This is a genomic window from Methylobacterium sp. 001424705 (assembly GCF_059816145.1).
Map to the genome: position 1 here is coordinate 116,366 of NZ_JCBANU010000001.1, position 24,069 is coordinate 140,434.

A 24,069-nucleotide genomic window follows, 5' to 3' on the forward strand; every position below is an offset into this window, starting at 1 on the left:
CCACAGTTCCGGAGAGACGCCATGGACTACCGCCGCACCGCTCTCCGTCTGGGGACCGGCCTCGTCGTGGGATTGGCCGCCCCGGGCGTCTCGATCCATGGCGCCTCGGCCCAGGATGCCGAGCTGATCAAGCGCGGCGAGTACCTGGCGACCGCCGGAGACTGCGTCGCCTGCCACACGGCACCGGACGGGAAGCCCTTCGCCGGCAACTACGTGCTCAATACGCCGATCGGGAAGATCCGCACGCCGAACCTGACCCCGGACCCGGAGACCGGCCTCGGCCGGTGGAGCGCGGACGACTTCTACCGCGCCTTCCACGAGGGCATCACCAAGGACGGCTCCTACCTCTACCCGGCCTTTCCCTTCGCCTGGTACACGAAGGTCACCCGCGCCGATTCCGATGCGATCTTCGCCTATCTGAAATCGCTGCCGGCGGTGCACGAGCCGCGCAAGCCCTCCGAGATTCCCTTCCCCTTCAACATCCGCACGGCGCTCATCACCTGGCGCACCGCCTTCTTCACGGCCGGCGAATTCCAGCCGGACCCGCAGGCGAGCGCCGAGGTCAACCGCGGCGGCTACCTCGTCGAGGGGCTCGGGCATTGCGGCATGTGTCACAACGCCAACAAGATCGTCGGCAACAGCGGCCTGGCCGGCAAGCTCGGCGGCGGCGTCATCGACGGCTGGTACGCCCCCAACATCACCCCCGACGACCATACCGGCATCGGTGGCTGGAGCGACGACCAGGTCGTGACCTACCTGAAGACCGGCGCCGCCCCGGGGAACCAGCCAGGCGTCGCGGCGGGCCCGATGCGCCAGACCATCCAGGAATCCCTGTCGAAGATGACCGATGCGGACCTGAAGGCGATGGTGGCCTACCTGCGCACGCAGAAGGCCAAGGAGAGCTACAAGGTCAAGGACATCCAGGCCTTCAACCAAGCCGACGCCCCCGGTGCGGCGACCTATCTCAGCTATTGCTCCTCCTGCCACAAGCCGGACGGGAAGGGCGTCGAGGGGGCGATCCCGGCGCTCGCCGGCAACACCTCGGTGCAGGCGCAAGGCCCCGAGACGGTGATCCGCGTCATTCTCGGCGGCCTCTCGGCCCAGAACGGCTACGCGCCGATGCCCGCCATCGGCGCGGGCATGACCGACCAGGAGGTGGCCGACGTCACCGACTACGTCCGCAATGCCTGGGGCAATGCCGCCCCGGTGATCAGCGAGCGCGGCGTCGTCGCCACGGCGCGCAAGGCGACCGAGACGATGCTGGCCGGCACCGCGCCCTGCGCGGAGATCGCCCAGCCGGAGATCGCCAAGGCGGTGGCCGAGTCGGGGGCCGCCCAGAGCCTCGCGGGCCTCGACCCCGAGAACTTCATCCCGATCCTCAACGCGCTCTTGCCGAAGATCAAGGCCGCCGTCCCGGACGCCAAGGGCGACGACATCGTCAACGGGCTGACGACGGCCTTCTGCAAGGCCGGACGGAACGACACGCGCTACGACAAGGCCGGATGGCACGCGGTGATCGGCAGCTTCGCCAGCGTGACCTATGCCCAGCTCAAGAATCCCGAGCTGAAGGCCTCGACCATGGGTTCGACGCCCACGCCCTGACGGGATCGCCTTGAACGGGGCCGGTCGCGAAGACGGTGGATCCTGCGCCGCGGATCCTGCCGCGACGGGTCGCCCGGCACGGGCTCCGCTCCTGCGCCGGTGGTGCGCCTCCCTAGCTCGCCATGGTGACGACGAGCGGGCCGTTGCGGGTGGCGACGACCGTGTGCTCGTACTGGACCGTGGGCGCCTGCGGCCGGCTGTAGAGGGTCCAGGGATCGTCCCCGTCCTCGGCGAATTCGGCCCCGAGGGAGAGGAATGGTTCGACGGTGAAGACCAGGCCCTCCGTCGCGACCCGGCGCTCGGAGGCGTCGGGCCAGGTGGCGATCTCGGTGGGCTCCTCGTGGAGGGAGTGGCCGACCCCGTGGCTCGCCAGGTTGCGCACCAGCGTGTAGCCGTTCCGGCGCGCGAAGGCGCCGACCGCTTGGCCGATGGCGGCGATCGGCTTGCCGGTGCCGACCTGGCGCAGGCCGGTCCACATCGCCCGGCGGCCATCCTTGCACAGCCGCTCCACCGCGCGGGTCACGGGCGGCACGGGGAACGAGGCGCCGGTATCGGCGAAGTAGCCGTCCTTCGCCGCGGAGACGTCGATGTTGACGAGGTCCCCCGGAGCGATCCGGCGGTCCCCCGGGATGCCGTGGGCGACCTCTTCGTTGACGCTGATGCAGGTGGCCCCGGGAAAGCCGTAGGCCAATTCCGGCGCCGGCTGGGCGCCGGCCGCCTCCAGGAGCCGGCGTCCGATCCGGTCCAGCTCCGCCGTCGTCATCCCGGGCTCGATGGCCTTCCCCATCGCGTCCAGCGTCTGGGCAACGATGCGCCCGATCCGCTTCAGCGCCGCCAAGTCGTCGTCGCTCGATACCGTCATGTCGCTGTCCCTCGGGGCCGCCCGAATGGCCGGCCGCGCGCATCGCCGCTCGTCGCGGCATTCCCATAGCGGATCGTCGGCCCCGGGACGACCGGGGGTTCGGCATGGCGGCCATCAGCCTTCATCGGGCGATGTCCCGGCTTGCGGATCGCGCCGGATCGCGTCACCAGCACCGCGATGGCTCAGACGCTTCCCGCCACCGCCGTATCGGACCTGCCGATCGAGGACGCCCTCCCGGCCCTGCGCGACGCCCTCGCCGGAGGGCCGGCCGCGGTGCTGGTGGCACCGCCCGGCGCGGGCAAGACCACCCGGGTGCCGCTGGCCCTCCTCGACGCGCCCTGGCTGCGGCCCTCCCACAAGATCATCCTGCTGGAGCCGCGCCGCCTCGCCGCCCGGGGGGCCGCCGAGCGCATGGCCGCTACGCTGGGCGAGCGCGTCGGCGACACGGTCGGCCTTCGGGTCCGCCTCGGCTCGAAGATCTCCGGCCGTACCCGGATCGAGGTCGTCACCGAGGGCGTCTTCACCCGCATGATCCTCGACGACCCGGAACTCACGGGCATCGGCGCCGTCCTGTTCGACGAGTTCCACGAGCGCTCCCTCGACGCGGATCTCGGCCTCGCCCTGGCCCTCGACGCGCAGGGCGCTCTGCGCGAGGACCTGCGGATCCTCGTCATGTCGGCGACCCTCGACGGCGCCCGGGTCTCCGGGCTGCTCGGGGCGGCGCCGGTGATCGCATCGGAGGGGCGCGCCTACCCGGTCGAGACGCGCTACTGGGACCGCGACCCGAACCGGCGAATCGAGGAGGTCATGGCCGAGGCCATCCTTCGGGCCCTGCGCGCCGATCCGGGCTCGGTCCTGGCCTTCCTGCCGGGCCAGGGCGAGATCCGCCGGGTCGGGACCTTGCTGGGCGACAAGGTCGACGCCGTCACCGAGATCGCGCCGCTCTACGGGGCGCTGACGCCCGCCGAGCAGGATCGGGCTGTCGCCCCCGCGCCCCCGGGCCGGCGCAAGGTGGTGCTCGCGACCAGCATCGCCGAGACCTCGCTGACCATCCAGGGCGTGCGCATCGTGGTCGATTCCGGACTGTCGCGCGTGCCCGTCTACGAGCCCGGCCTCGGGCTGACCCGCCTCGTCACCGCGCGCGCCTCCCGGGCCTCCGTGGACCAGCGCCGGGGACGCGCCGGGCGCACCGAACCGGGCATCTGCCACCGCCTCTGGGCGGAGGCCGCCACCAACGCCCTCGAACCCTTCACCCGCCCGGAGATCCTCGCCGCCGACCTCTCGGGCCTGGTGCTCGACTGCGCCGCCTGGGGCGTGTCCGATCCGGCGACCCTCGCCTTCCTCGACCCGCCGCCCGCGCCGGCCCTGGCCGAGGCGCGGGCGATGCTGCGCGACCTCGGGGCGATCGAGGCCGACGGGCGTCTCACCGAGACCGGCCGGGCCCTGCGCGCGCTGCCCCTTCCGCCGCGCCTCGCCCGCATGGTCGTCGGCGCGGCCGGATACGGCACGGCCCGCGCGGCGGCGGATCTCGCGGCGGTGCTGGTCGAGCGCGGCCTCGGCGGGGACGACACCGACGTGACCCATCGGGCCGAGCGCTTCGCCCGCGACCGCGGCCAGCGCGCCAGCGACATGCGCCGCCTCGCCCAGGGCTGGGCCCGGCAGGCGGAGGGCTTCGCCGGCAAACTGATCAGCGCACCGGCCGGCCTCGACATGAGCGAGGCCGGACCGCTCCTCGCCCTGGCCTATCCCGACCGCGTCGCCCGCGCCCGCGGCCGTGACGGCGAGTTCGTGATGGCCAATGGCCGGGCCGGGCGCGTGGATGCGGCCTCCGCCCTGGCCCGCGCGCCCTTCCTCGTCGTCGCCGAGCTCACCGGCAGCGCCGCCCAGGGGCGCATCCTGTCGGCGGCCCCGATCACCCTGGAGGCGATCGAGGCGTTGTTCGGACCGGCGATCGAGGCGGCGACGCAGATCGCCTTCGATCGGAGCGCCTGCGCCCTGCGGGCCCGCTCCCTGCGGCGCCTCGGCGCGCTCACCCTGGGGGAGCGCACCCTGCCCGTCCCGGCCGACCTCGCCTCGGCGGAGATCCTGGCGCGGGGCGTCGGCGAGATCGGTCTCCAGGCCCTGCCGTGGACGCCCGCGCTGACGCAGTGGCGCGCCCGCCTGCAGTTCCTGCGCACGGCCGATCCCGAGACCTGGCCCGACCTGTCCGACGCCCACCTCGTGTCCACGATCGAGGCCTGGCTGGCGCCCGAGATCGTCGGGCGCACCAGCCTCGATGCGATCGGTGCCGACGACCTGGCGCGCGCCCTCCAGGCGCTCCTGCCCTGGTCCCTGCGCGCCCGGCTCGATGCGGAAGCCCCGACACACGTCGAGGTACCCACCGGCTCGCGCATCGCCCTCGATTACGAGGCCGAGGGCGGGCCGGTGCTCGCCGTCCGGGTGCAGGAGCTGTTCGGGCTCGAACGCCATCCGAGCATCGCCGGGGGACGCATCCCCCTGGTGCTGCACCTGCTCTCGCCGGCCTCGCGGCCGATCCAGATCACCCGCGACCTGCCGGGCTTCTGGCGTGGGTCGTGGAGCGCCGTGCGCTCGGAGATGCGCGGGCGCTATCCCCGCCATCCCTGGCCCGAGGATCCGGTGGCCGAGCCGCCGACCCGGCGGGTGAAGCCGAGGGGCACGTGAGCGAACGCCTCCACTCCCCCCTCGCCCTCTACGATCCGCGCGGGCGGCTCGCGGTCTCCGCCTACCGGCACCTGCTGATCCGCGCGCTGCTCCTCGGCTTCGGGCTGCTCTGCCTCGGTATCTGGCTCGCGAGCCTCGGCCTGCGCTGGGTCGGTTTCCTCGCGGTTGCCGGGATCCTGCCGGTGATGGGGGCGACGGCGATCCAGACGGTCCGGCGCCTGCACGACCGGAACCGCAGCGGCGGCTGGCTCGGCCTGTATGTCCTGGCGGAAACCGTCGGCGTCCTGCCCCTGGAGCGGGCCGTCGACACCCATCCCCTCCCCGTCATCGCCCTCGTGGCGGCGATGCTCGGCGTCTTCGTCTGGTTCTTCGTCGAGACGGTGTTCCGGGCGGGGAGCCCCGGGACCAACCGGTACGGTCCGGTCCCCGCAGCGCCTTGAGCGGGTCAGGCCGCGCGCCGGGCGGCCAGGACGATGCGGGCGGCGCTCCGGCTCGGGGGCTCGTCGTCGGGCAGGCGCATCAGGCTGTCGATGCGGGCGAGCGCATCGACCTGCGCCTCCCGCGCCGGCTCACCCGCGAGGAGCGGCGCCACCGCCTCGGCGAGGCGCGGGGCCGTGCACTCGGCCTGGATGAATTCCGGCATGGCATTCCGCCCGAGGATCAGGTTCGGCAGCACGATCGTGGGCACCTGGATGAGGCGGCGGGCCACCGCCTCCTCGATCCGCGAGACCTTGTAGGCGACCACCATTGGCACGCCGGCCAAGGCCAGTTCCAGGGTGACGGTGCCCGAGGCCGCCAGGGCCGCCCGGGCCCGGCGGAAGGTGGCGTGCTTGGCCGCCTCGCCGTGTACGAGGGTGACAGGGCTGTCCCAGGACAGCGCGAGGCGCTCGATTAGGGCCCTGTGCCGGGTCACCGCCGGCAGCACCGCCTCGATCGGCCCGAAGCGCGCCGTGAGCCGCGCCAGGGTGGCGCCGAAGACCGGCATCAGTCGCTCGATCTCCGAGCGGCGCGAGCCCGGCAGGATCGCCAGGACAGGCCGCCCCGCCATGCGGGCCTCGGCCTCGACGGGGTCCGGCCGCAGCTCCCCGAGCCGCTCGATCAGCGGGTGGCCGACATAGGTGCAGGCGGGGCCGTTGAGGCGCCGGTGCGCCTCCGGCTCGAAGGGAAGGAGGGCCAGAACGTGGTCGATGAAGGGGCGCATCTTCGCCGCCCGCCACGGACGCCAGGCCCAGACGCTCGGGGAGACGTAGTCGACGATGGGCAGGTCCGGCATCCGCTTGCGTACCCGCGAAGCGACCGCGTGGGTGAAGCCGGGGCTGTCGATGATGACGAGGACGTCCGGCCGGGCCTCGACGACGTCGCGGACGGTCTGGCGGATGCGGCGCAGCAGGGTGCGCAGCCGGGCGGCCACCGGCAGGTAGCCCATCACCGCCACGTCATCGATGGGAAACAGCGAGGCGAAGCCTTCCGCCGCCATGGCCTCGCCGCCGACGCCGCCGAAGCGGATCGGCCGGTCGGACAGCTCGCGCAGGCCGCGCATCAGCTTGGCCCCGAGCTGATCCCCGGAATCCTCGCCGGCCACCAGCCAGATCGTCCGCTCGCTGTGCGGTGCCTTCATGATCCCGATCCCGTTCCGGCCTCCGGGCCGCTCGCGTCGGCGCCGAGGCCGAGGAGAAAGAGGCCCGCCCGGTCCGCGGCCGCGATCGTGGCCGGACGGTCGATGATCAGGGTGAAGGCCGCCTGGATAGCGAGGCCGGCGCAGCCCGCCGCCGCCGCGTTCGCCACCGTGCGGGGGCCGATCGCCGGCAGGTCGACGCGCAGGTCCTGACCGATCTTGGCGCATTTCACCAGCACGGTGCCGAGCTGCGCGCTGCCGTAGCCGAAGGGGCGGCGTCCGAGCATCCGGGCCCGGGCCAGCATCCGGTCGGTCCCCTCCGGACCCTCGACGGCCAGGGCCCGCTGCCCGACGACGACGGAGGCCTGGCCGACATCGAAATCCGACAGGGCCGCCAGTAGGGCGCGGCCGGTGACGATGGACTCCCGCGCCGCGGCATCGGGCGCGTGCCGGCCGAGCAGGCCCTCGGGCGTGAGAAGATCCGGGGCGACCTCGTGGACGCCGACCACGCCGTGGCCGTGCTCTTCCAGGAGCGCCAGGGCGCCGCGCAGGAGGCGGTCGTCGCCCCCGCCGGAGATGGCCTTCAAGGCGTCGCGGTTGCGCAGGGCCGCGGCGGCGTTGAGGATCGCGGCCGGGTTCGGCCGGGACACGCCGCCGGCCGGCACCACGGTGACCGGCCCCCAGGCTTTGAGGATCGCCAGGATGCCGGCGATGTCGAGGAGGTCGACGGTGGCGTCCGCACGGGCGCGCATCGCCCGCTCGGCGAAGCCCCGGATGGCCAGGACGCGGAACGGCCGTCCGGCCCGGTCGAGGGAGGTGGCCACGAGTTCCGGCAGGCGGCCGGCGCCCGCCACCAGGACCAGCGCCGCCGGTGCGGGAGCGATGCGCGCCGCCGGCACCGGGTTCGCGCTCAAGCGGCGCCCGGCGTCTCGCGCGGGGTGCAGAGCGAACGCTTGCCGCCGGCGCGGATGAAGGCGACGATCTCGGCCACGGCGCGGTGGGTCTCGAACTCGGCGGCGACGTCCTCGAGCCGCTCCATCAGCGTGCCCTCGTTGGCGAAGAGCAGCCGATAGGCCCTCCGCAGGGTGTGGATGTCCTCCCGGGCGAAGCCCCGCCGCTGCAGGCCGATGATGTTGAGGCCCGACAGGTAGGCCCGGTTGCCCAGGGCCATCCCGTAGGGGATGCAGTCGTTCTCCAGTCCCGACAGGCCGCCGACGAAGGCGTGGGCCCCGACGCGCGCGAACTGGATCACGGCGGCACCGCCGCCGAGGATGGCGTAGTCGCCGACGCTGCAATGGCCGGCGAGCATGACATTGTTCGAGAACACGACGCCGTCGCCGACCCGGCAATCGTGCCCGACATGCGAATTGGCGAGGAAGGTGCAGTGATCGCCGACCGTGGTCTCGAGCCCGCCCCCCGCCGTGCCGGGATTGATGGTCACGCCCTCGCGGATCAGACAATCGGCGCCGATCGTGAGGGTCGAGGCCTCGCCCTTGAACTTCAGGTCCTGCGGCGGATGGCCGATGGAGGCGAAGGGATAGAGCCGGGTCCGGGGGCCGATCGTGGTCTGGCCGGCCACCACGACGTGGCTGACCAGCTCGCAGCCCGCCCCGAGGGTCACGGCCGGGCCGACATGGCAGAACGGACCGATCCGGACGCCCTCGCCCAGGGTCGCGCCGTCCTCGACCACCGCGCTCGGGTGGATCTCCGCGGCGGCGCTCACTCCGTCACCAGCATCGCGCCGATCTCGGCCTCGGCGACGAGGACGCCGTCGACCCGCGCCTCGCCCCGGAACCACCACATGGTCCGCCGGTGGTTCGTCTTGGTCATGTGGTAGCGGACGGTGTCGCCGGGCACGACGGGCTTGCGGAACTTGCACTTGTCGATGGTCATGAAGAACACCTGCTTGGTGCGCAGCTCGTCGCTCATGATGTGGCGGCAGCAGATGGCGCCCGCGGTCTGGGCCATGCCCTCGATCAGCAGGACGCCGGGAAACACCGGCAGGCCGGGGAAATGCCCGGTGAATTGCGGCTCGTTGATCGTGACGTTCTTGATCCCGACGCAGCTCCGGTCGCCGTCGATCTCGACGATCCGGTCGATCATCAGGAAGGGATAGCGGTGCGGCAGGAGTTCCAGAACCGTCTGGATGTCAGCCGAGCCGAGTTCACGCGGCATGTCGCTCATCGATTGCAATACCCTGCTGCGCGTCGGCGCCTCCGCCGCCCGCCTTTTTCCCGTGTGTCGCCAGACCTGGAGGATGCGCCTTCATTCGGCAGAAGCCCGGCGGATGCAAGCCCTCGGCGACGAATGCGGCGGCAACATGCCGTCTCCGCGCCCGGATGAACGCGGCCGCGCCTCAGGCCTTCGGCTCGTCTCCGCCGGTGGACCGCTCGGCCAGGCGCGCCAGCATGGTCAATTCGCGGAACCAGGCCCTCACGGGCTTGGCCGGGGTCCCGCCCCATCGGCTGCCCGGGGGGACGTCGCGGTTCACGTTCGACGACCCGGCGATCTGGGAGCCCATGCCGATCCGCAGGTGGCCGACGACGCCGACCTGGCCACCCAGGACGACGTAGTCCTCGAGGGTGGTGGAGCCGGAGATCCCGACTCCCGAAACGATCACGCAGTGGCGTCCGACGACGACGTTGTGGGCGATCTGCACGAGGTTATCGATCTTGGTGCCCTCACCGATGATGGTGTCGCGGCTGGCGCCACGATCGATCGTGGTGTTGGCGCCGATCTCGACATCGTCCTGAACGATGACCCGGCCGATCTGGGGCACCTTCAGGTGCCCGCCGGGGCCCATGGCGAAGCCGAAACCGTCCTGCCCGAGGCGGGCGCCCGGATGGATGATGACCCGGTTGCCCAGGAGGGCGTGGGTCAGTGTGGCCCCGGCCCCGATCGCGCAGTCGCGCCCGATCCGGACGCGGGGGCCGATGCTGGCATTCGGCCCGATGACGGTGCCGGAGCCGATCTCGGCACCGGGGCCGACGACGGCCCCCGGATCGACCCGCACGCCGGGTTCGAGGCGGGCCTCGGGATGGATGTGCGCGCCCGGGGCGACGCCGGTGGAGCCGAAGAGCGAGGCGGGCCGCATCGCCTCCGGATGAAGCCGGGCCAGCAGGCCGGCATAGATCCGGTAGGGATCCCGCAGGACGAGGGCCACGGTCTCGGCCGGGACGCGCGGGGCGAACCGGGGCGACACGAGGCAGAGCCCCGCCCGGGTCGCCGCGAGGGCGTCGCCGTAGCGGGCGTTGTCCATGTAGGCGACGTCGGCCGGCGTGGCGGATTCCAGCGGCGCGGCGCCGGTGATCACGCCGTCGGGGTTCGCCCCCTGGGGAAGCGAAACGCCAGCAGCCTCGGCGATGGCGCCGAGGCTGAGGGTTGTGGTCGCGGAGAAGAAGATCGGATCTGACATGCCGTCACAACGTGCTGCCTCCCCGAAAGGAGGCAGCGCTCCGGGTCAGAACCGCGAGCCGCCGGAGAACCGGAAGGCCTGGAGCTGATCCTTGCCGACGCGGCCGAGGTAGTTGCCGGTCGCATCGTAGGCCTTCACACCTTCATCCTTCGAGAGGGCGTAGGCGTAGTCGAAGCGGATCGGACCCAGCGGCGAGTTCCAGAGGATCGACGCGCCGACCGAGGAGCGGATCGTCATCTTGTCGCGCACGTTCACGCATTCGGGTTCGACGCCGATGGTGTTCTGGTTGAAGTTACAGGCGCCGCCCGGAGCGATACCGTTGATGAAGGCATCGCCGTTCACGTTGAACTGCGTCCGGCCGTTATAGCCGAACAGCGTACCGGCATCGGCGAACACCGCGCCCTTCAGGCCGAGATCGCGCGGCACGCCGGGAAGCGGGAACTGAACTTCGACCGTACCGCCGAAGTAGGTCGAGCCGCCGATGGCGTTCGAGCGGCTGTCGCTGATGCCGACGTCGCGCGGACCGATGCCGTTGGGCGCGAAGCCGCGGACCAGCGACGGTCCGAGGAAGAACTGGTCGGTGATGCGCAGGGGCTGGTCGTTCAGCGCCGTGATGTGGCCGCCCTGGAAGCGGACGAAGCCGACCACGTCCTCGTAGAGCTCCTTGTAGTACCGGGCGTCGCCGGTCACGCGGAAGAACTTCGAGTCGCCGCCCAGGCCCGCGACGTCGGGCTTCAGCTCGGCGTAGAGACCGTTGCGGGGCGAGCCCAGGTTGTCGAGGGTCGAGTAGGCCAGCGTCAGGCCGGCGAGCGAGGTCAGCGTGCTGCCCTGCGAACCCTTGAGCGCGATCGAGGCTTCGCCGTCGAGGGCACAGTTCGGGTAGATCGCCTGACCACCGACGTTTCGCACCGGGTCACCCGGGTTCAGACCCGGAAGCGTCGCGTTCGCGGCGTAGGTCGCGGTGTAGCCGGAAATCGGGTTCGAACAGTCGTTGTACGGCCGCTTGACCGTGTTCGGGACCTTCAGCTCGGTGTTGTAGAGCGAGTAGCGCAGCGTGATGCCGAACTCTTCGGTGATCGGCAGGCCGACGCGGAGCTGGCCACCATAGACCGTGGTCTCGTAGCGCGAGTAGCGGGTCTGGTCGCTGTACTTGTAGAAGGCGTCGAAGCCGGCGGCGAGACGGTAGCCGAGGAAGTACGGCTCGGTGAACGAGAAGTCGAAGCCGCGTGAGTACTGTCCACCGGTACCGGCCACGCGGACGTACTGGCCGCGTCCGAGGAAGTTCGACTCCGAGATCGAGACCTCGCCGATGATGCCGTCCTGGGTGGAGTAGCCGCCCGCCACCGAGAACGAGCCCGTGGGCTGATCCTCGACGTCGATGTTGATGATCACGCGGTCGGCCGAGGAGCCCGGCTCGTTGGAGAAGCGCACCTTCTTGAAGAAGCCGAGACCGTTCAGGCGCCGCTCGGCCCGGTCGGTCAGCACCCGGTTGTAGGCATCGCCCTCGGTGATATCGAGCTCGCGCCGGATCACGTAGTCGCGGGTGCGGGTGTTGCCGCGGATGTTGATGCGCTCGACGTAGACGCGCGGGCCGTCCTCGACCACGAAGCCCAGGGCCACGGTGTGGGTGGCGCGGTCGCGCTGGCCGGTGGGACGCACCTGGGCGAAGGGGTATCCCTGGCGCCCGACCTGGTTGGTCACGCCGTTGAGGGTCCGCTCCACGTCCTCGGCGTTGTAGACGTCGCCGACCTGGGCGCGGATCTCGCCGTCGAGGGTCTGGGTGTCGAGGCCCGGCAGGCGGGAATCGATCGCCACCGCGCCGACGCGGTACTGCTCGCCCTCATCGACGGTGACGGTGACGACCCAGCCGGCATCGCCCTCGCCCTCGACGTAGCGGGCATCGGCATTGACGACGCGGAAGTCGGCGTAGCCGTTCTTCAGGTAGTAGCGCCGGACGATGTCGAGGTCGTTGGTGATGCGATCCGGGTCGTAGACGTCGGACGTCTTGATGAAGCTGAGGAAGTTCATCTCCGAGGAGGACATCAGCTCGCGCAGCTTGGACGACGAGTAGGCGCTGTTGCCCACGAAGTTGATCGCCTTGATGCCGGTCTTGTCGCCTTCCTCGATCACGTAGATCACGTCGAGGCGGCCGTTCGGCAGGTCCACCGTCCGGTAGGTCACCTTCGCCGTCCCGCGGCCCGCGCGGCGGTAGACTTCCTTGATGCGCTGGATGTCGGCCTGGACCACGGCCTCGCTGAAGGCGCCGCGCGCCTTGGCCTCAACCTCGCCCTCGAGGGTGGCCTTCTCGATCTTCTTGTTGCCCTCGAACACCACCCGGTTGATCAGGTTGTTTTCGCGGACGCTGACGACGGTGCTGGCGCCGCTGCGGGAGACCTTCACGTCGGAGAACATGCCGCTCGCCAGCAGGTTGCGGCGGGCTTCCTCGGGCGAGCCGGAGGCGGTGCCGGTCACGTAGGACCGGATGGTGTCGGCATCGACACGCTTGTTACCCTGGACGACGATCTGCTGCGCCTGAGCGGTTCCACCGAGAACGAGGCCAGCGGCCGCCGCGGCGACTAGGACGATGGTCTGTTCCGCCGACTTACGCCGGCGCTTCCCCGTCATCGACATCATGTAATCGCCCGTCTCTTTATATCTTCAGCGCGAGTTTGCACCCGCAATCAGGCGCCCGTTTTCCGGGCGTCCTGACATCTGGTCCCAAGCTCAGCTTCTATCGGGATTCCGGCGTTAAGCAAACGCCGGGGGGTCCTGCACACTGGGGATTTTGGGGAGACGTGGCCTTCCGGTCACTTAACGCCCCGGCCCGATCGTCGAACAGGGTCAACAAACGGTTGCGCGCGAAACCCGGAGGTTCCGCGCGCGCGACGGATTGTGGTTAAGATCGAGGCGGTTGCGTGTCCCGTCGCGGGACCGGAGCGCGAACGCCGAACGGTCGCGCCCAGGCGTGTTCAGGTTCCGCGTGCGCCCCAGGACGCGCCGAGGTTGAGGATGTCGTTCCAGGCGGCGAACAGCATGAGGAACAGCACGAGGGCGAGGCCGATGCGGAAACCGATCTCCTGGGCCCGCTCGCTCAGCGGCCGGCCGCGGACGGCCTCGAAGGCGTAGAACAGCAGGTGGCCCCCATCGAGCAGGGGCACGGGGAAGAGGTTGAGGAGGCCGATCGAGACCGAGAGCAACGCGATCAACCCGATCAGGCCCCCGAGGCCGCCGCTCTGGGCCACGGCACCCGACACGCGGGCGATCCCGATCGGTCCGGAGAGCTGATCGGGGGATTCCCGGCCGGTGACCAGCTTGCCGATGTAGTCGATCGTCCGGTCGACCACGAAGTAGGTCTCGTAGGTCCCGAGGCCGAGGGACTGGACCGGGCCGTAATGCACGAGCTTCGCCTCGCTCGCCTTCGGACCCTGGATCCCGAGCCGGCCGAAGCGGTGACGACCGAACGGCGTCACATCCTCCTTGCGCTCGGGCACGGCCACGAGCTCGCGGGTCTCGCCGCCGCGCTCGACCGTGAAGGTCAGGCTGGAGCCGGCCGCCCCCGAAACCGTCCGCTGCATGTCGGTGAAGCTGTTGACCCGCGATCCGCCGATGGCGCGGATCACGTCGCCGGGCTCGAAGCCGGCCCGGGCGGCGGCACTGTCGGGCATCACGGCCTCGACGCGGGCCGGCGTCTCGTAACGCCCTCCGAAATAGATGGCGCCGGAGAACAGCGCGATGGCGAGGATGAAGTTGGCGATCGGTCCCGCGGCCACGATGGCGGCGCGCTTCGGCAGGGGCTGCGTCGGGAAGCTGGTGGCCCGCTCCTGTGGGGACATGCGGGCCAGGGCCTCGGGATCCGGAACGCTGGCGCCGTTGGCGTCGCCGTGGAACTTCACATAGCCGCCGAGGGGGATCGCCGAGAGCTTCCAGCGCGTCCCATGCCGGTCGTTGAAGCCGAACAGTTCCGGTCCGAAGCCGAGGGAGAAGGCGTGAACGCCGACCCCGCACCAACGCCCCACCAGGAAATGTCCCATCTCGTGCACGAACACGACAATGCTCAGCACGATCAGGAAGGGGATCACGGCGCCGAAGAAGCCGCTCGCCGTGCCGCCCATGGCGTTCAGAAAGTCCATTGGTCGATCCTCTCGGCCTCCCCCGGGGCCGTCGCTCCGCTGTAGCAGATCGGATGCGTCGAACGCGAACGCAAACCTTTTGGCCGGGGTTTGCGGTCGCAGGGGCGCATCGCGCGGCGCTATCCCCGCATTCCCGGGGTCAGGGTAAAGAACCGCGCCGGCTTCGGATGCGCGCTCGACGTCCTCAGTGCCCGCCGCCGCCGGCCGCCGCACGGGGCCGCCGGATGAAGGGCACAGCGCAGGCCATGGCCACGAACAGGACGGTCAGAACAAGGAAGACGTCGGTGAATCCCATCACCAGACCTTGGACCCGCACGGTGTTCATCATGGCCTTCAGCGCCATCGCGTCGGCATCGCCGCCGAGCACCTCGAACTGCCGGCGGGTCATGTCCAGGCGCTCCAGCACGGCGGTGTTGGTCCAGGTGAAGCGCTCGTGCAGGCGGGCGAGGTGAAGGTCCCAGCGGTCGTTCAGGACGGTGTTGATCAGCGCGAGCCCGACGGCCCCGCCGAGGTTGCGGGTGAGGTTGTAGAGGCCCGAGGCATTCTTCATGCGCGCCGGCGGCAGGGTGCCGAGGGCGATGTTGTTGATCGGGATCATGCACAGCATCAGCGAACAGCCCCGCAGGATCTGCGGCACCAGGAGTTCCCAGAAGTCCCAGTCCTTGGTCAGGCCCGTGACCATCCAGGTGCCGGTGGCGAACCCGAGGAAGCCGAGCGCCATCATCAGGCGCGGGTCGACCTTGCCCGAGAAGCGCCCGGCGATCGGCGCGGTGGCGAACATAAAGAGGCCCGAGACGAACATCGTCTCGCCGATCTGGAGCGCCGAGTAACCGCGCACGCGCCCGAGATAGACCGGGTAGAGGTAGGTCAGGCCGTAGAGGCCGATGCCCAGGACGAAGCTGAAGAGGCAGCCGGCCGTGAAGTTGCGGTCGGAGAAGGCCCGCAGGTCGACGATGGGCTCGGCGGCCGTGAAGGCCCGCCAGAAGAAGGCGGGTCCGGCGGTCAGGCACACCACCGCGCAGGCGAAGACCGCCTCGTCGGCGAGCCAATCATGGTTCGGACCTTCTTCCAGCACGTATTCGAGGCAGCCGAGCATCAGCGCCATGAACACGAGGCCGAACCAGTCGAAGCGCTTGAACAGGGTCAGGTTCGGCTCGTCGAAATCGACCAGCAGGTAGGTCGACACCGTCACGAAGATCCCCGGCACGACGTTGACGAGGAACAGCCAGTGCCAGTCGAACAGGTCGGTGAGGTAACCGCCCACCGTCGGCCCGATGGTGGGCGCGAGCGTCGCCACGAGGCCGATCATCGGCGAGACGATGGAGCGCTTCGAGGGCGGGAAGATCGTGAAGGCGGAGGCGAAGACCGTGGGGATCATACCGCCGCCGATGAAGCCCTGCGCGGCCCGCCAGACGATCATCTCGTCGATCGAGGTGGAGGTGGCGCACATCAGGCTCATCAGCGTGAAGCCGCCGGCCGAGATCACGAACATCCAGCGCGTCGAGACGACCCGCGACAGGAAGCCGGAGAGCGGGATCGAGATCACCTCGGCGATGAGGTAGCTGGTCTGGACCCAGGGGATCTCGTCGCCCGAGGCCGACAGACCCGCCTGGATCTCGGCGAGCGACGCCGAGACGATCTGGATGTCCAGGATCGCCATGAACATCCCGAACACCATGCAGACGAACGCCACCATCCGGCGGCGGTCGAGCGGCGGCTCGGCGGCCGGTGCGGCCGGTCCCAGGGTGGCGGTCGCGGCCATCGCTGGCGCCTAGTGCCGGGCGGCCGTGCGGAGGCGGTCGTCTCCGGCCGCGGTCTCGGCGTTCTCGCGGGTGTCCACCCGGACGGTCACGGACAGGCCGGGCCGCAGGAGGCCCGCTCGGGCAACGTCCGCCGGTACGTGGACCCGCACCGGCAGGCGCTGGACGATCTTGGTGAAGTTGCCGGTGGCGTTGTCGGGGGGCAGCAGGCTGAAGACCGAGCCGGAGGCGGGGGAGAGCGACTCGACCTCGCCGACGATATCGCGATCCGGATAGGCATCCACCGCGATGTGCACGCGCTGGCCCGGATGCATGCGCTCGACCTGGGTCTCCTTGAAGTTCGCGTCGATGCGGACGCTCTCCAGGGGAACCAGGGCGGCGATGCGCGAGCCCGGGGAGACATAGGCGCCGGCCTCCGCGGCCTTGTTGCCGATCACGCCGTCGAAGGGCGCCCGGATCGTCGTGAAGTCCAGATCGCGCGCGGCCCGTGCCTCGGCGGTGCGCAATTCGGCGGCGAGGCCCTCCGCCTCCTTGCCCTGCGCGCGCAGCACCTCGACATTGGCGCGCATGGCCACCAGGGCGGCCTCGGCCCCCTTCACGGCGGCGTCCGTCCGGTCGCGGTCGGCCCGCGCCTGCTCGATCCGCGCCTTGGCGACGAAGTCGACCTTCTCGAGCTGCTGCTGGCGGGCGTAATCGGCCGTGGCGCGGACCGCATCGGCCCGGTTGGCATCGATCTGGGCCGAGGCCTGCAGCATCTGCGCCTGCGCCGCCTCGACCTGCCGGGCGATCCGGGCGATGGCCGCCTGTCGGGTGACGAGCTTGTCGTGGGCGGCCTGCGCGGCGAGGCGGTAATCGCCGTCGTCGATCCGGGCGATGACGTCGCCCCTGTGCATCATCTGCCCGTTCACGACCGGAACCGCCGCGAGATAACCCGGGATCTTGGCGGCCAGGACCGAGATGTCGGCCTGGACATAGGCGTCGTCGGTGCTGACGAAGAACCGTCCGACGGTCCACCAGGCCTGCGCCTTGTAGGCCCCCCCGCCGAGGGCGGCGAGGAGCAGCGTCGCCAGAACGACGTTGCGCGTCCGCCGGGGCTTGACGCGGGCTTCGCCCGTCGACGGCGCGATGACCGCCGGCGTCATCGGCTGGGCCGGCGCGGCGGCCGGTGACGCCGAGACAGTCCGCGTCTCGACGGCATCGGCTCGGATGGCGTCGCCTTGAGCCGGCTCGGCCCGAAACCCGTCGTCCTGGCGCAAGCTCATGGCATCGATCTCACGGCTTCGATCCCGTTCTTCGAGAGAATTGACCGAACCGTTCGGTCATTTTCGGGCCTGCGAACGCTGGCGCGACCCACGGCCTTGGGATATTGTGACCGAACCGTTCGGTCAATGAGGGTCAGGGCCATGGCGACCGCACAGGCCCCGCGCGATGCGCGGGAGCGCACATCGGGGGAGACCGACAAGCGTCGCCAGATCCTCGACGGGGCGCGCGCGGTCTTCATGGCATCGGGTTTCGACGGGGCGAGCATGGGCGAGATCGCCAAGGCGGCGGGCGTCTCGAAGGGGACCCTCTACGTCTACTTCGACAGCAAGGAGGCGCTGTTCGAGGATCTGGCGCTCGCCGAGAAGCGGGGTCTCGCGGAGGTGCTGTTCCGGCTCGATGCGGACGATCCCGACGTGCGGGGCGTCCTCACCCGTCTCGGCCGGAGCTACCTTGCCGAGATGATCCGGCCGGAGCACGTCACGGTGATACGGATGGTCATCGGCGCCTGCGAGAAGTTCCCGCGCCTGGGCCAGGCCTATTTCGAGGCCGGGCCGGTGCAGGGCACGACGCGCCTGGCCGCCTATCTCGATGCGCAGGTCGCGGCGGGGCGCCTGCGCCCGGCCGGTACGAATCTCGCCGCGCGCCAGTTCCTGCAGATCTGCCAGGCCGGCCTCCTGACGCGCCTCCTCTTCAACGCCGGCGACGGCGTCTCCGAGGCGGAGATCGAGCACAACGTCAGCGAGGCCGTGCGCGTGTTCCTGGCGGGCTACAGTCCCGAGGCCTGAGCCCGGGCTCAGGCCGCCGCGACGGCCTGGCTGCTCCAGCGGCGCACCTCGGCATCGATGGCCAGGGCCTCGTCGACATCCTCGGGCGCGGTCCGGTACTGGCCGGCGAAGTGCGCGCAGGCGCGCTCGACCAGGTCGGCGATGCCGTAGAAGCCGATCGCGCCCTTGATGAAGGCCGCGACCGCGATCTCGTTGGCCGCATTCATCACGGTGGGCGCGGCGCCCCCGGCGGCGAGCGCCGCCCGGGCGATCGCCAAGCAGGGGAAGCGCGCCTCGTCGGCGGCCTCGAAGGTCAGGCTGCCGGCGGCGGCGAGATCGAGATGGCGGCCGCGGGCGATCGTCAGGCGCTCGCCGAGACCGAGGCAATGGGCGATCGGTACCCGCATGTCCGGCATGGCGAGGCCCGCGGTCACCGCGCCGTCGCGCCAGTAGACGAGGCCGTGCACGATCGATTGCGGATGGACGATGACATCGAGGCGCTCGGGTTCGAGGGTGAACAGGTGGTGCGCCTCGATCAGCTCCAGCCCCTTGTTCATCAGGGAAGCCGAATCGATGTTGATCTTCATGCCCATCGACCAGGTCGGGTGGGCCGCCGCTTCCGTGGGCGACGCGGCGGCGATGCGCTCGCGCGTCCAGGTCCGGAACGGACCGCCCGAGGCGGTGATGGTCATCTTCGCCACGTCGTCGAGGCGGCCGTCGCCCAGGGCCTGCGCGAGGGCGTTGTGCTCGGAATCGACCGGCAGCAGGGTGGCGCCGTAGCGCTTGGCGTCGCGCATGAAGGCATCGCCGGCGCAGACCAGGCTCTCCTTGTTGGCGAGGGCGACGGTGCGCCCGAGCTTCAGCGCCGCGTGCGTCGGGCGCAGACCGGCGGCCCCGCTCACGGCCGCCACCACGATGTCGGCATCCCGGGCGACCGCCTCGAGGACGGCGCCCTCACCGGCCCCGTTCGGGATGCCGGTATGGGCCAGGGCGTCGCGCAGGGCCGGACCGGCGGACGCGTCGGCCAGGGCCACGAAATCGGGCTGCAGGTTGCCGGCGAGCCGGGCGATGGCCTCGACGTCGCGCCCCGCCACGAGACCGCCGATGCGGAAGCGGTCGGGATGCTGAAGCAGCAGGTCGACGGTCGATTGGCCGATGGAGCCGGTGGCGCCGAGAATGGTGACGGTCAGCAACGGAAGGGTCCTTCAGGCCGCCGCGAGGCGGCGGGCGATGAGATAGAGGCCGACCAGGACGGCCACGGCGAAGAAGCCGTCGAGGCGATCCATGACGCCGCCATGGCCGGGAATGGAACGGCCCGAATCCTTCACGCCGTAGCGGCGCTTGAGGGCGGATTCCACGAGATCCCCGCCCTGGCTCAGGATGGAGGCGGTGGCGCTGACGAGGGCGACGAGGGCGAGCGAGGTGGTCGCGAGGTCGCTCCAGCCATGGTCGCGCGCGACCATCACCAGGGCGACACCAGCCAACGTGCCCGCCGCGAGGCCGCCGAGCGCCCCGGACCAGGTCTTCTTCGGGCTGACCTTCGGCATCAGCTTCGGGCCGCCGAAGGTCCGGCCGGTGAAGTAGGCGATAATGTCGGTGGACCAGACCACGGCGAACATCCAGGCCGGTCCCAGGAGGCCGATGGCCGGATCGTCGCGCAGGGCGGTGGGAACCAGGGCAATCACCGCCGAGCTGGCCAGACCCGCGAGGGCCCGCCCCCGTCCCGCCCCGCCGCGGGCCACGGCCGCCACGAGGATCGCCCCGACGGCGCCGACCCCGAGGGCGATCCCGAGCGGCGCGTCGCCGTGCAGGCAGAGGACGAGGCCGAACAGCGTCGCGGCAGTCAGCGCCAAAACGAGGCGCCGGGGCACGACCGCGCTCATGCCGATCCACTCGGCCGCGAAGACGATCCCGGCGGCGAGCCAGATCACCGCGAAGGGCCAGCCGCCGAGGACGAGGGCAGAGAGCACGATCGCGCCGAGCAGGACGGCCGACACCAGGCGGGTGTGGAACTCGCGGCTGGCGAGGAGGCCGCGCTGCGAGGCGGGTGCCGCCTCTCCGGGTGCCATGATCAGCCGGCCTTGCCGCTGAGGCCGCCGAAGCGACGGTCGCGGCGGTGATACTCGTCGACGGCGGCGCGGAAGGCGGCATGGTCGAAATCCGGCCAGAACTCCGGCACGATCACGTATTCCGCGTAGGCCGTCTGCCAGGTCAGGAAGTTCGACAGGCGCTGCTCGCCGGAGGTGCGGATCACGAGATCCGGGTCCGGGATGCCGGTGGTGTCGAGGGCGCCCGTGAGTACGTCGAGATCGATGGCATCGGGTGCGAGCCGTCCCGCCGCCACGTCCCGGGCCAGGCTGCGGACCGCCCGCAGGATTTCCTGCCGGCCGCCGTAGTTGAACGCCACGATGAGGGTCAGGCCCGTATTGGCCCGGGTGCGCTGCTCGGCCTCGTCGAGCAATCCGGCGATGTCCGCCGGCAGGCCTTCGCGCTCGCCGATGATGCGGATGCGCACGTTGTTGCCGTGGAGATCCGCCAGGTCGCGGCGGACGAAGAGCTTCATCAGACCCATGAGGTCCGCGACCTCGGCAGGCGGCCGCCGCCAGTTCTCGGAGGAGAAGCTGTAGATCGTCAGGTAGCGCACGCCGAGTTCGATGGCGGAGCGCACGGCGCGCCGGACCGCCTCGACGCCACGCCGATGCCCCTCGACCCGTGGCAGGCCGCGATCGGCGGCCCAGCGGCCGTTCCCGTCCATGATGATGGCGACGTGCGTCGGGGGCGCCGCCAGGGCAGGCAGGGGCGCACCCGGATACACCGCCGCAGCGGTCTCCGCCGCGCCCAGCGCGACGTCCGTGCCGTGCACCCGCGCCGTCTCGATCTGACGCGCGCCTTCTGAGCGACCCAACGCGCTTCTCCCCCAACCGTCTCTCGTGCCGATCACACGTGGCTCCGATCCCGATCTGGGATCCTAGACCTGCATGATCTCCTTCTCCTTGGCGGCGAGCACGCCGTCGATCTCGGCGATGAACTGGTCGGTGGCCTTCTGGACCTCGCCGGCCTGACGCTTCTCGTCATCCTCGCTGATCGCGCCGTCCTTCTCCAGCTTCTTGAGATGGTCCAGACCGTCCCGGCGGACGTGGCGGACGGCGACGCGCGCTTCCTCGGTGTACTTGTGCGCGACCTTGACCATCTCCTTGCGGCGCTGCTCGTTCATCTCGGGCACGCGCAGGCGGATGGTCTGGCCCTCGGTCTGCGGGTTCATGCCGAGGTCGGATTCCCGGATCGCCTTCTCGACGGCGGCGATCATGCCGCGGTCCCAGACCGAGATGCTGAGAAGACGGGGCTCGGGCACGCTCACCGTCGCCACCTGCGCCATGGGCATCATCGCCCCGTAGGCATCGACCTGGATCGGATCGAGGATGCTCGGGGTCGCGCGGCCGGTCCGGAGCGATCCGAGATCCCCCTTCAGCGACGTCACGGCGCCCTGCATGCGACGCTTGAGGTCATTCAGGTCGAATTCTGGAATGGCTGCCATGCTGGACTATCCCGACGCGAACTTGAGGGAATGGGTCGGGCCGCCGGGGCCCGTTCGTGGGCCTCAATGAACCAAAATCCAGTGGGTCGCAAATGGCGTTCGTGTCGTTGGGGCAGGAAACGCCCGGGCCGGGCGGGCGCGCTGCGGGCCCGAGCCTTCCCGGCCTCCGCTGCAGCCGGTCCGGAGCGCGGCACGCCCTGCCTTCCCCCGACATCGGCGCGGGCGCGCAGGCGGGCAGACGCGGGCCGCGGACAGCGGGATCGGATCGAATCGCCGCAGCGGATGGAGAGCCTCACGGGCGTGCGGCGCGACCGTCATCCCCGACCCTACACCTGGAGACGTCGCACGGCTCGATCGGCACCCGACCGCCGTGGCGGCGATGCGCCGCAAGACGCTTGCGCCGCACCGGCGAACGGAGCTCCTCCGGGGCTTCAAGAGATCGCCGGCGGCCCGACCCGGCGCCAGGCTCGCGAACCCCTGATCAAGATCGGGCGCCACAGCCGCAAGGACAGCGGCGACGTCCGCAGGCGTCGCCCACCGAAAGGCCGCGGCCGCAGCGGTGCCTAGGGGACGACCTGGGTCGCCGGGGCACCGCCCGTGAGGATCGCCAGGATCGAGCTCGGCGCATGGACGGACCCGACGACGATCGACAGGCGGCTCTCGCGGGCGAGCGCGAAGGCGGCGGTGTCCATCACCTTGAGGTCGCGGGCGATGGCCTCGTCGTGGGTCAGCCGGTCGTAGCGCGTGGCGGTGGGGTCGCGGTTCGGATCGGCCGAATAGACGCCGTCGACCTGCGTGGCCTTCAACACCGCATCGCAGCGCAGCTCGGCCGCCCGCAGGACGGCGGCGGTGTCGGTGGTGAAGAACGGGTTTCCGGTGCCGCCGGCGAGGACGACGACCTGGCCCTTGTCGAGGTGGTGCAGGGCCGGCTGGCGCGCATAGGTCTCGCAGATGGTCGGCATCGAGACCGCCGACATCGTGCGCGCCGGGACGCCGGCGGCGTTCAGGGCCGTTTCCAGAGCCAGGGAGTTCATCACGGTCGCCATCATCCCGAGGGAATCGCCGGTGGCCCGGTCGATCCAGCCGGCCGCCGAGATGCGGGCGCCGCGGATCATGTTGCCCCCGCCGACCACCAGGGCGATCTGCACGCCGGCCTCGCGGGTGCGGGCGATGTCGTCGGCGATGCCCGCCAGGGTCGGGGGATGCAGCCAGTACCCATCGGGTGCGGCCAGCGCCTCGCCGGAGAGTTTCACGAGGACGCGGCGAAACGGTGTGGTCTCCGGCATCGAGCCAGTCCCCTCTAACCCGGCCTGGATCAGGTCGGGGAGCCAATCGGAAGCGGAGGGGTGTCTAGCCCAAGGGAGGCCGGAACGTCGAGGGGCGGCGGCATTCCTGCCGCCGCCCCTTGGACGATTCCCTGGTTTCCGCGGGGCCTTACCCGGGACGGTCCGGCTCAGCCGCGGGCGGCGGCGGCCACCTCGGAGGCGAAATCGGGCGCCTCCTCCTTCTCGATACCCTCGCCGAGGGCGTAGCGCACGAAGGCGGCGAGCTTGACCGGCGCGCCGGCCTTGCCCTCGGCCTCCTTCAGCACCTGGGAGATGGTCTTGGAGCCGTCATGCACGAAGGGCTGCTCCAGGAGGGTGACCTCCTTGTAGTAGCTCTTCAGGCCGCTCTCGACGATCTTGGCGAGCACGTTCTCGGGCTTGCCGGCATTCTTCTCGCGCAGGATGTTGATCTCGCGGTCGAGGGTCGCCTGATCGACGCCGGCGGCATCGAGTGCCACCGGGTTGGTGGCGGCGACGTGCATGGCGATCTGACGGCCGAGGGTGGAGAGCACCTCGACGTCGCCCTCGGACTCGAGCGCGACGAGCACGCCGATCTTGCCGAGGCCCTCGACCACCTGGCCGTGGACGTAGGAGGCGATCACGCCCTTGGTCACGTCGAGCTTGGCGACGCGGCGCAGTGTCATGTTCTCGCCGATGGTGGCGATGAGGTTGGCGAGGCTCTCCTTGACCGTGGTCGCGGCGCCGGGGAACGTAGCGGCTTCGAGGCCGTCCAGCGTGCCGTCGGTGTTGAGCGCGAGCTTGGCGGCCTCGCGGGCGAAGGCCTGGAAGCTGTCGTTGCGTGCGACGAAGTCCGTCTCGGAGTTCACCTCGACGATCGCGGCGTGGTGGCCGGCGGACTCGACGGCGACCAGACCCTCGGCGGCCACGCGGCCGGCCTTCTTGGCGGCCTTGGCGAGGCCCTTCTTGCGCAGCCAGTCGACGGCGGCTTCGATGTCACCATCGGTCTCGTTGAGCGCGCCCTTGCAGTCCATCATGCCCGCGCCGGTCTTCTCGCGGAGCTCTTTCACCAGTGCGGCGGTGATGTTGGCCATGGCGGGTCCTTTCCGTGTCTTGTCGGATGCGAAACCTTCCCGCGGGAAGGCTTCTGAAGCGAAC

At 70.8% G+C, this 24,069-nt stretch carries 20 protein-coding genes; 4 read left to right on the plus strand and 16 right to left on the minus strand.

All coding sequences use genetic code 11. The features are described 5' to 3' along the window. Positions 1–21: 21 nt before the first annotated feature. Positions 22–1,602, plus strand: a complete 1,581-nt coding sequence (locus AC6EUL_RS00555; protein ID WP_056353334.1) for a c-type cytochrome — start codon at positions 22–24, stop codon at positions 1,600–1,602. 112 nt (positions 1,603–1,714) lie between these two features. On the opposite strand, the gene map is transcribed toward AC6EUL_RS00555, so the two are convergent. Beyond that, positions 1,715–2,464 carry a type I methionyl aminopeptidase gene (gene map, locus AC6EUL_RS00560; protein ID WP_056490546.1) on the minus strand — a complete coding sequence of 250 codons (750 nt, stop codon included), beginning with the start codon at positions 2,462–2,464 and terminating at the stop codon, positions 1,715–1,717. Positions 2,465–2,641: 177 nt separating this feature from the next. On the opposite strand from map, the gene hrpB reads away from it, so the two are divergent. Beyond that, positions 2,642–5,146 (plus strand): ATP-dependent helicase HrpB, encoded by a 2,505-nt coding sequence (gene hrpB / locus AC6EUL_RS00565; protein WP_499868237.1) that lies wholly within the window; start codon positions 2,642–2,644, stop codon positions 5,144–5,146. Then, entirely contained in the window at positions 5,143–5,586 is a 444-nt protein-coding gene (locus AC6EUL_RS00570) for a DUF805 domain-containing protein (protein ID WP_499868239.1), read from the plus strand. The genes hrpB and AC6EUL_RS00570 overlap by 4 nt, the downstream gene beginning before the upstream one ends. Before the next feature lie 5 nt (positions 5,587–5,591). Here AC6EUL_RS00570 and lpxB read toward each other — a convergent pair whose 3' ends face one another. The 9 genes from lpxB to AC6EUL_RS00615 all read right to left on the minus strand — a co-directional run bounded on the left by lpxB (position 5,592) and on the right by AC6EUL_RS00615 (position 17,328). Then, on the minus strand, positions 5,592–6,764 hold the full coding sequence (lpxB, locus tag AC6EUL_RS00575) for a lipid-A-disaccharide synthase (protein ID WP_499868241.1): 1,173 nt from the start codon (positions 6,762–6,764) through the stop codon (positions 5,592–5,594). Next, on the minus strand, positions 6,761–7,675 hold the full coding sequence (locus AC6EUL_RS00580; RefSeq protein WP_499868243.1) for an LpxI family protein: 915 nt from the start codon (positions 7,673–7,675) through the stop codon (positions 6,761–6,763). Before AC6EUL_RS00580 ends, lpxB begins: the two co-directional genes overlap by 4 nt. After that, positions 7,672–8,484 carry an acyl-ACP--UDP-N-acetylglucosamine O-acyltransferase gene (gene lpxA, locus AC6EUL_RS00585; protein ID WP_499868245.1) on the minus strand — a complete coding sequence of 271 codons (813 nt, stop codon included), beginning with the start codon at positions 8,482–8,484 and terminating at the stop codon, positions 7,672–7,674. Before lpxA ends, AC6EUL_RS00580 begins: the two co-directional genes overlap by 4 nt. Then, complete coding sequence (gene fabZ / locus AC6EUL_RS00590) at positions 8,481–8,936, minus strand: 3-hydroxyacyl-ACP dehydratase FabZ (RefSeq protein ID WP_407067255.1); 456 nt, start codon at positions 8,934–8,936, stop codon at positions 8,481–8,483. Before fabZ ends, lpxA begins: the two co-directional genes overlap by 4 nt. A gap of 181 nt (positions 8,937–9,117) precedes the next feature. Further along, a complete protein-coding gene (lpxD, locus tag AC6EUL_RS00595; protein WP_499868246.1) occupies positions 9,118–10,176 on the minus strand; it encodes a UDP-3-O-(3-hydroxymyristoyl)glucosamine N-acyltransferase in 1,059 nt (352 codons plus the stop codon). Between the two features lie 45 nt (positions 10,177–10,221). Beyond that, a complete protein-coding gene (gene bamA, locus AC6EUL_RS00600; protein ID WP_056219042.1) occupies positions 10,222–12,810 on the minus strand; it encodes an outer membrane protein assembly factor BamA in 2,589 nt (862 codons plus the stop codon). A gap of 335 nt (positions 12,811–13,145) precedes the next feature. Continuing rightward, on the minus strand, positions 13,146–14,306 hold the full coding sequence (gene rseP, locus AC6EUL_RS00605; protein WP_056273249.1) for an RIP metalloprotease RseP: 1,161 nt from the start codon (positions 14,304–14,306) through the stop codon (positions 13,146–13,148). Between the two features lie 184 nt (positions 14,307–14,490). Next, on the minus strand, positions 14,491–16,068 hold the full coding sequence (locus AC6EUL_RS00610; RefSeq protein WP_499868247.1) for a DHA2 family efflux MFS transporter permease subunit: 1,578 nt from the start codon (positions 16,066–16,068) through the stop codon (positions 14,491–14,493). 9 nt (positions 16,069–16,077) lie between these two features. Then, entirely contained in the window at positions 16,078–17,328 is a 1,251-nt protein-coding gene (locus tag AC6EUL_RS00615; protein WP_499868248.1) for an HlyD family secretion protein, read from the minus strand. A gap of 141 nt (positions 17,329–17,469) precedes the next feature. Between AC6EUL_RS00615 and AC6EUL_RS00620 the strand changes: the two genes are divergently transcribed. Then, positions 17,470–18,114 (plus strand): TetR/AcrR family transcriptional regulator, encoded by a 645-nt coding sequence (locus tag AC6EUL_RS00620; RefSeq protein WP_499868249.1) that lies wholly within the window; start codon positions 17,470–17,472, stop codon positions 18,112–18,114. Positions 18,115–18,122: 8 nt separating this feature from the next. On the opposite strand, the gene dxr is transcribed toward AC6EUL_RS00620, so the two are convergent. The 6 genes from dxr to tsf all read right to left on the minus strand — a co-directional run bounded on the left by dxr (position 18,123) and on the right by tsf (position 24,005). Then, complete coding sequence (gene dxr, locus AC6EUL_RS00625; protein WP_499868251.1) at positions 18,123–19,286, minus strand: 1-deoxy-D-xylulose-5-phosphate reductoisomerase; 1,164 nt, start codon at positions 19,284–19,286, stop codon at positions 18,123–18,125. 12 nt (positions 19,287–19,298) lie between these two features. Next, complete coding sequence (locus tag AC6EUL_RS00630; protein WP_499868253.1) at positions 19,299–20,162, minus strand: phosphatidate cytidylyltransferase; 864 nt, start codon at positions 20,160–20,162, stop codon at positions 19,299–19,301. 2 nt (positions 20,163–20,164) lie between these two features. Then, on the minus strand, positions 20,165–20,998 hold the full coding sequence (locus AC6EUL_RS00635) for an isoprenyl transferase (protein WP_082501245.1): 834 nt from the start codon (positions 20,996–20,998) through the stop codon (positions 20,165–20,167). 63 nt (positions 20,999–21,061) lie between these two features. After that, positions 21,062–21,628, minus strand: coding sequence for a ribosome recycling factor (gene frr / locus AC6EUL_RS00640; protein WP_056219022.1), 567 nt, complete (start codon positions 21,626–21,628; stop codon positions 21,062–21,064). A gap of 563 nt (positions 21,629–22,191) precedes the next feature. Beyond that, positions 22,192–22,914, minus strand: coding sequence for a UMP kinase (gene pyrH, locus AC6EUL_RS00645; protein ID WP_056219019.1), 723 nt, complete (start codon positions 22,912–22,914; stop codon positions 22,192–22,194). Positions 22,915–23,081: 167 nt separating this feature from the next. Then, positions 23,082–24,005, minus strand: a complete 924-nt coding sequence (gene tsf / locus AC6EUL_RS00650) for a translation elongation factor Ts (RefSeq protein ID WP_056273267.1) — start codon at positions 24,003–24,005, stop codon at positions 23,082–23,084. Positions 24,006–24,069: the final 64 nt, after the last annotated feature.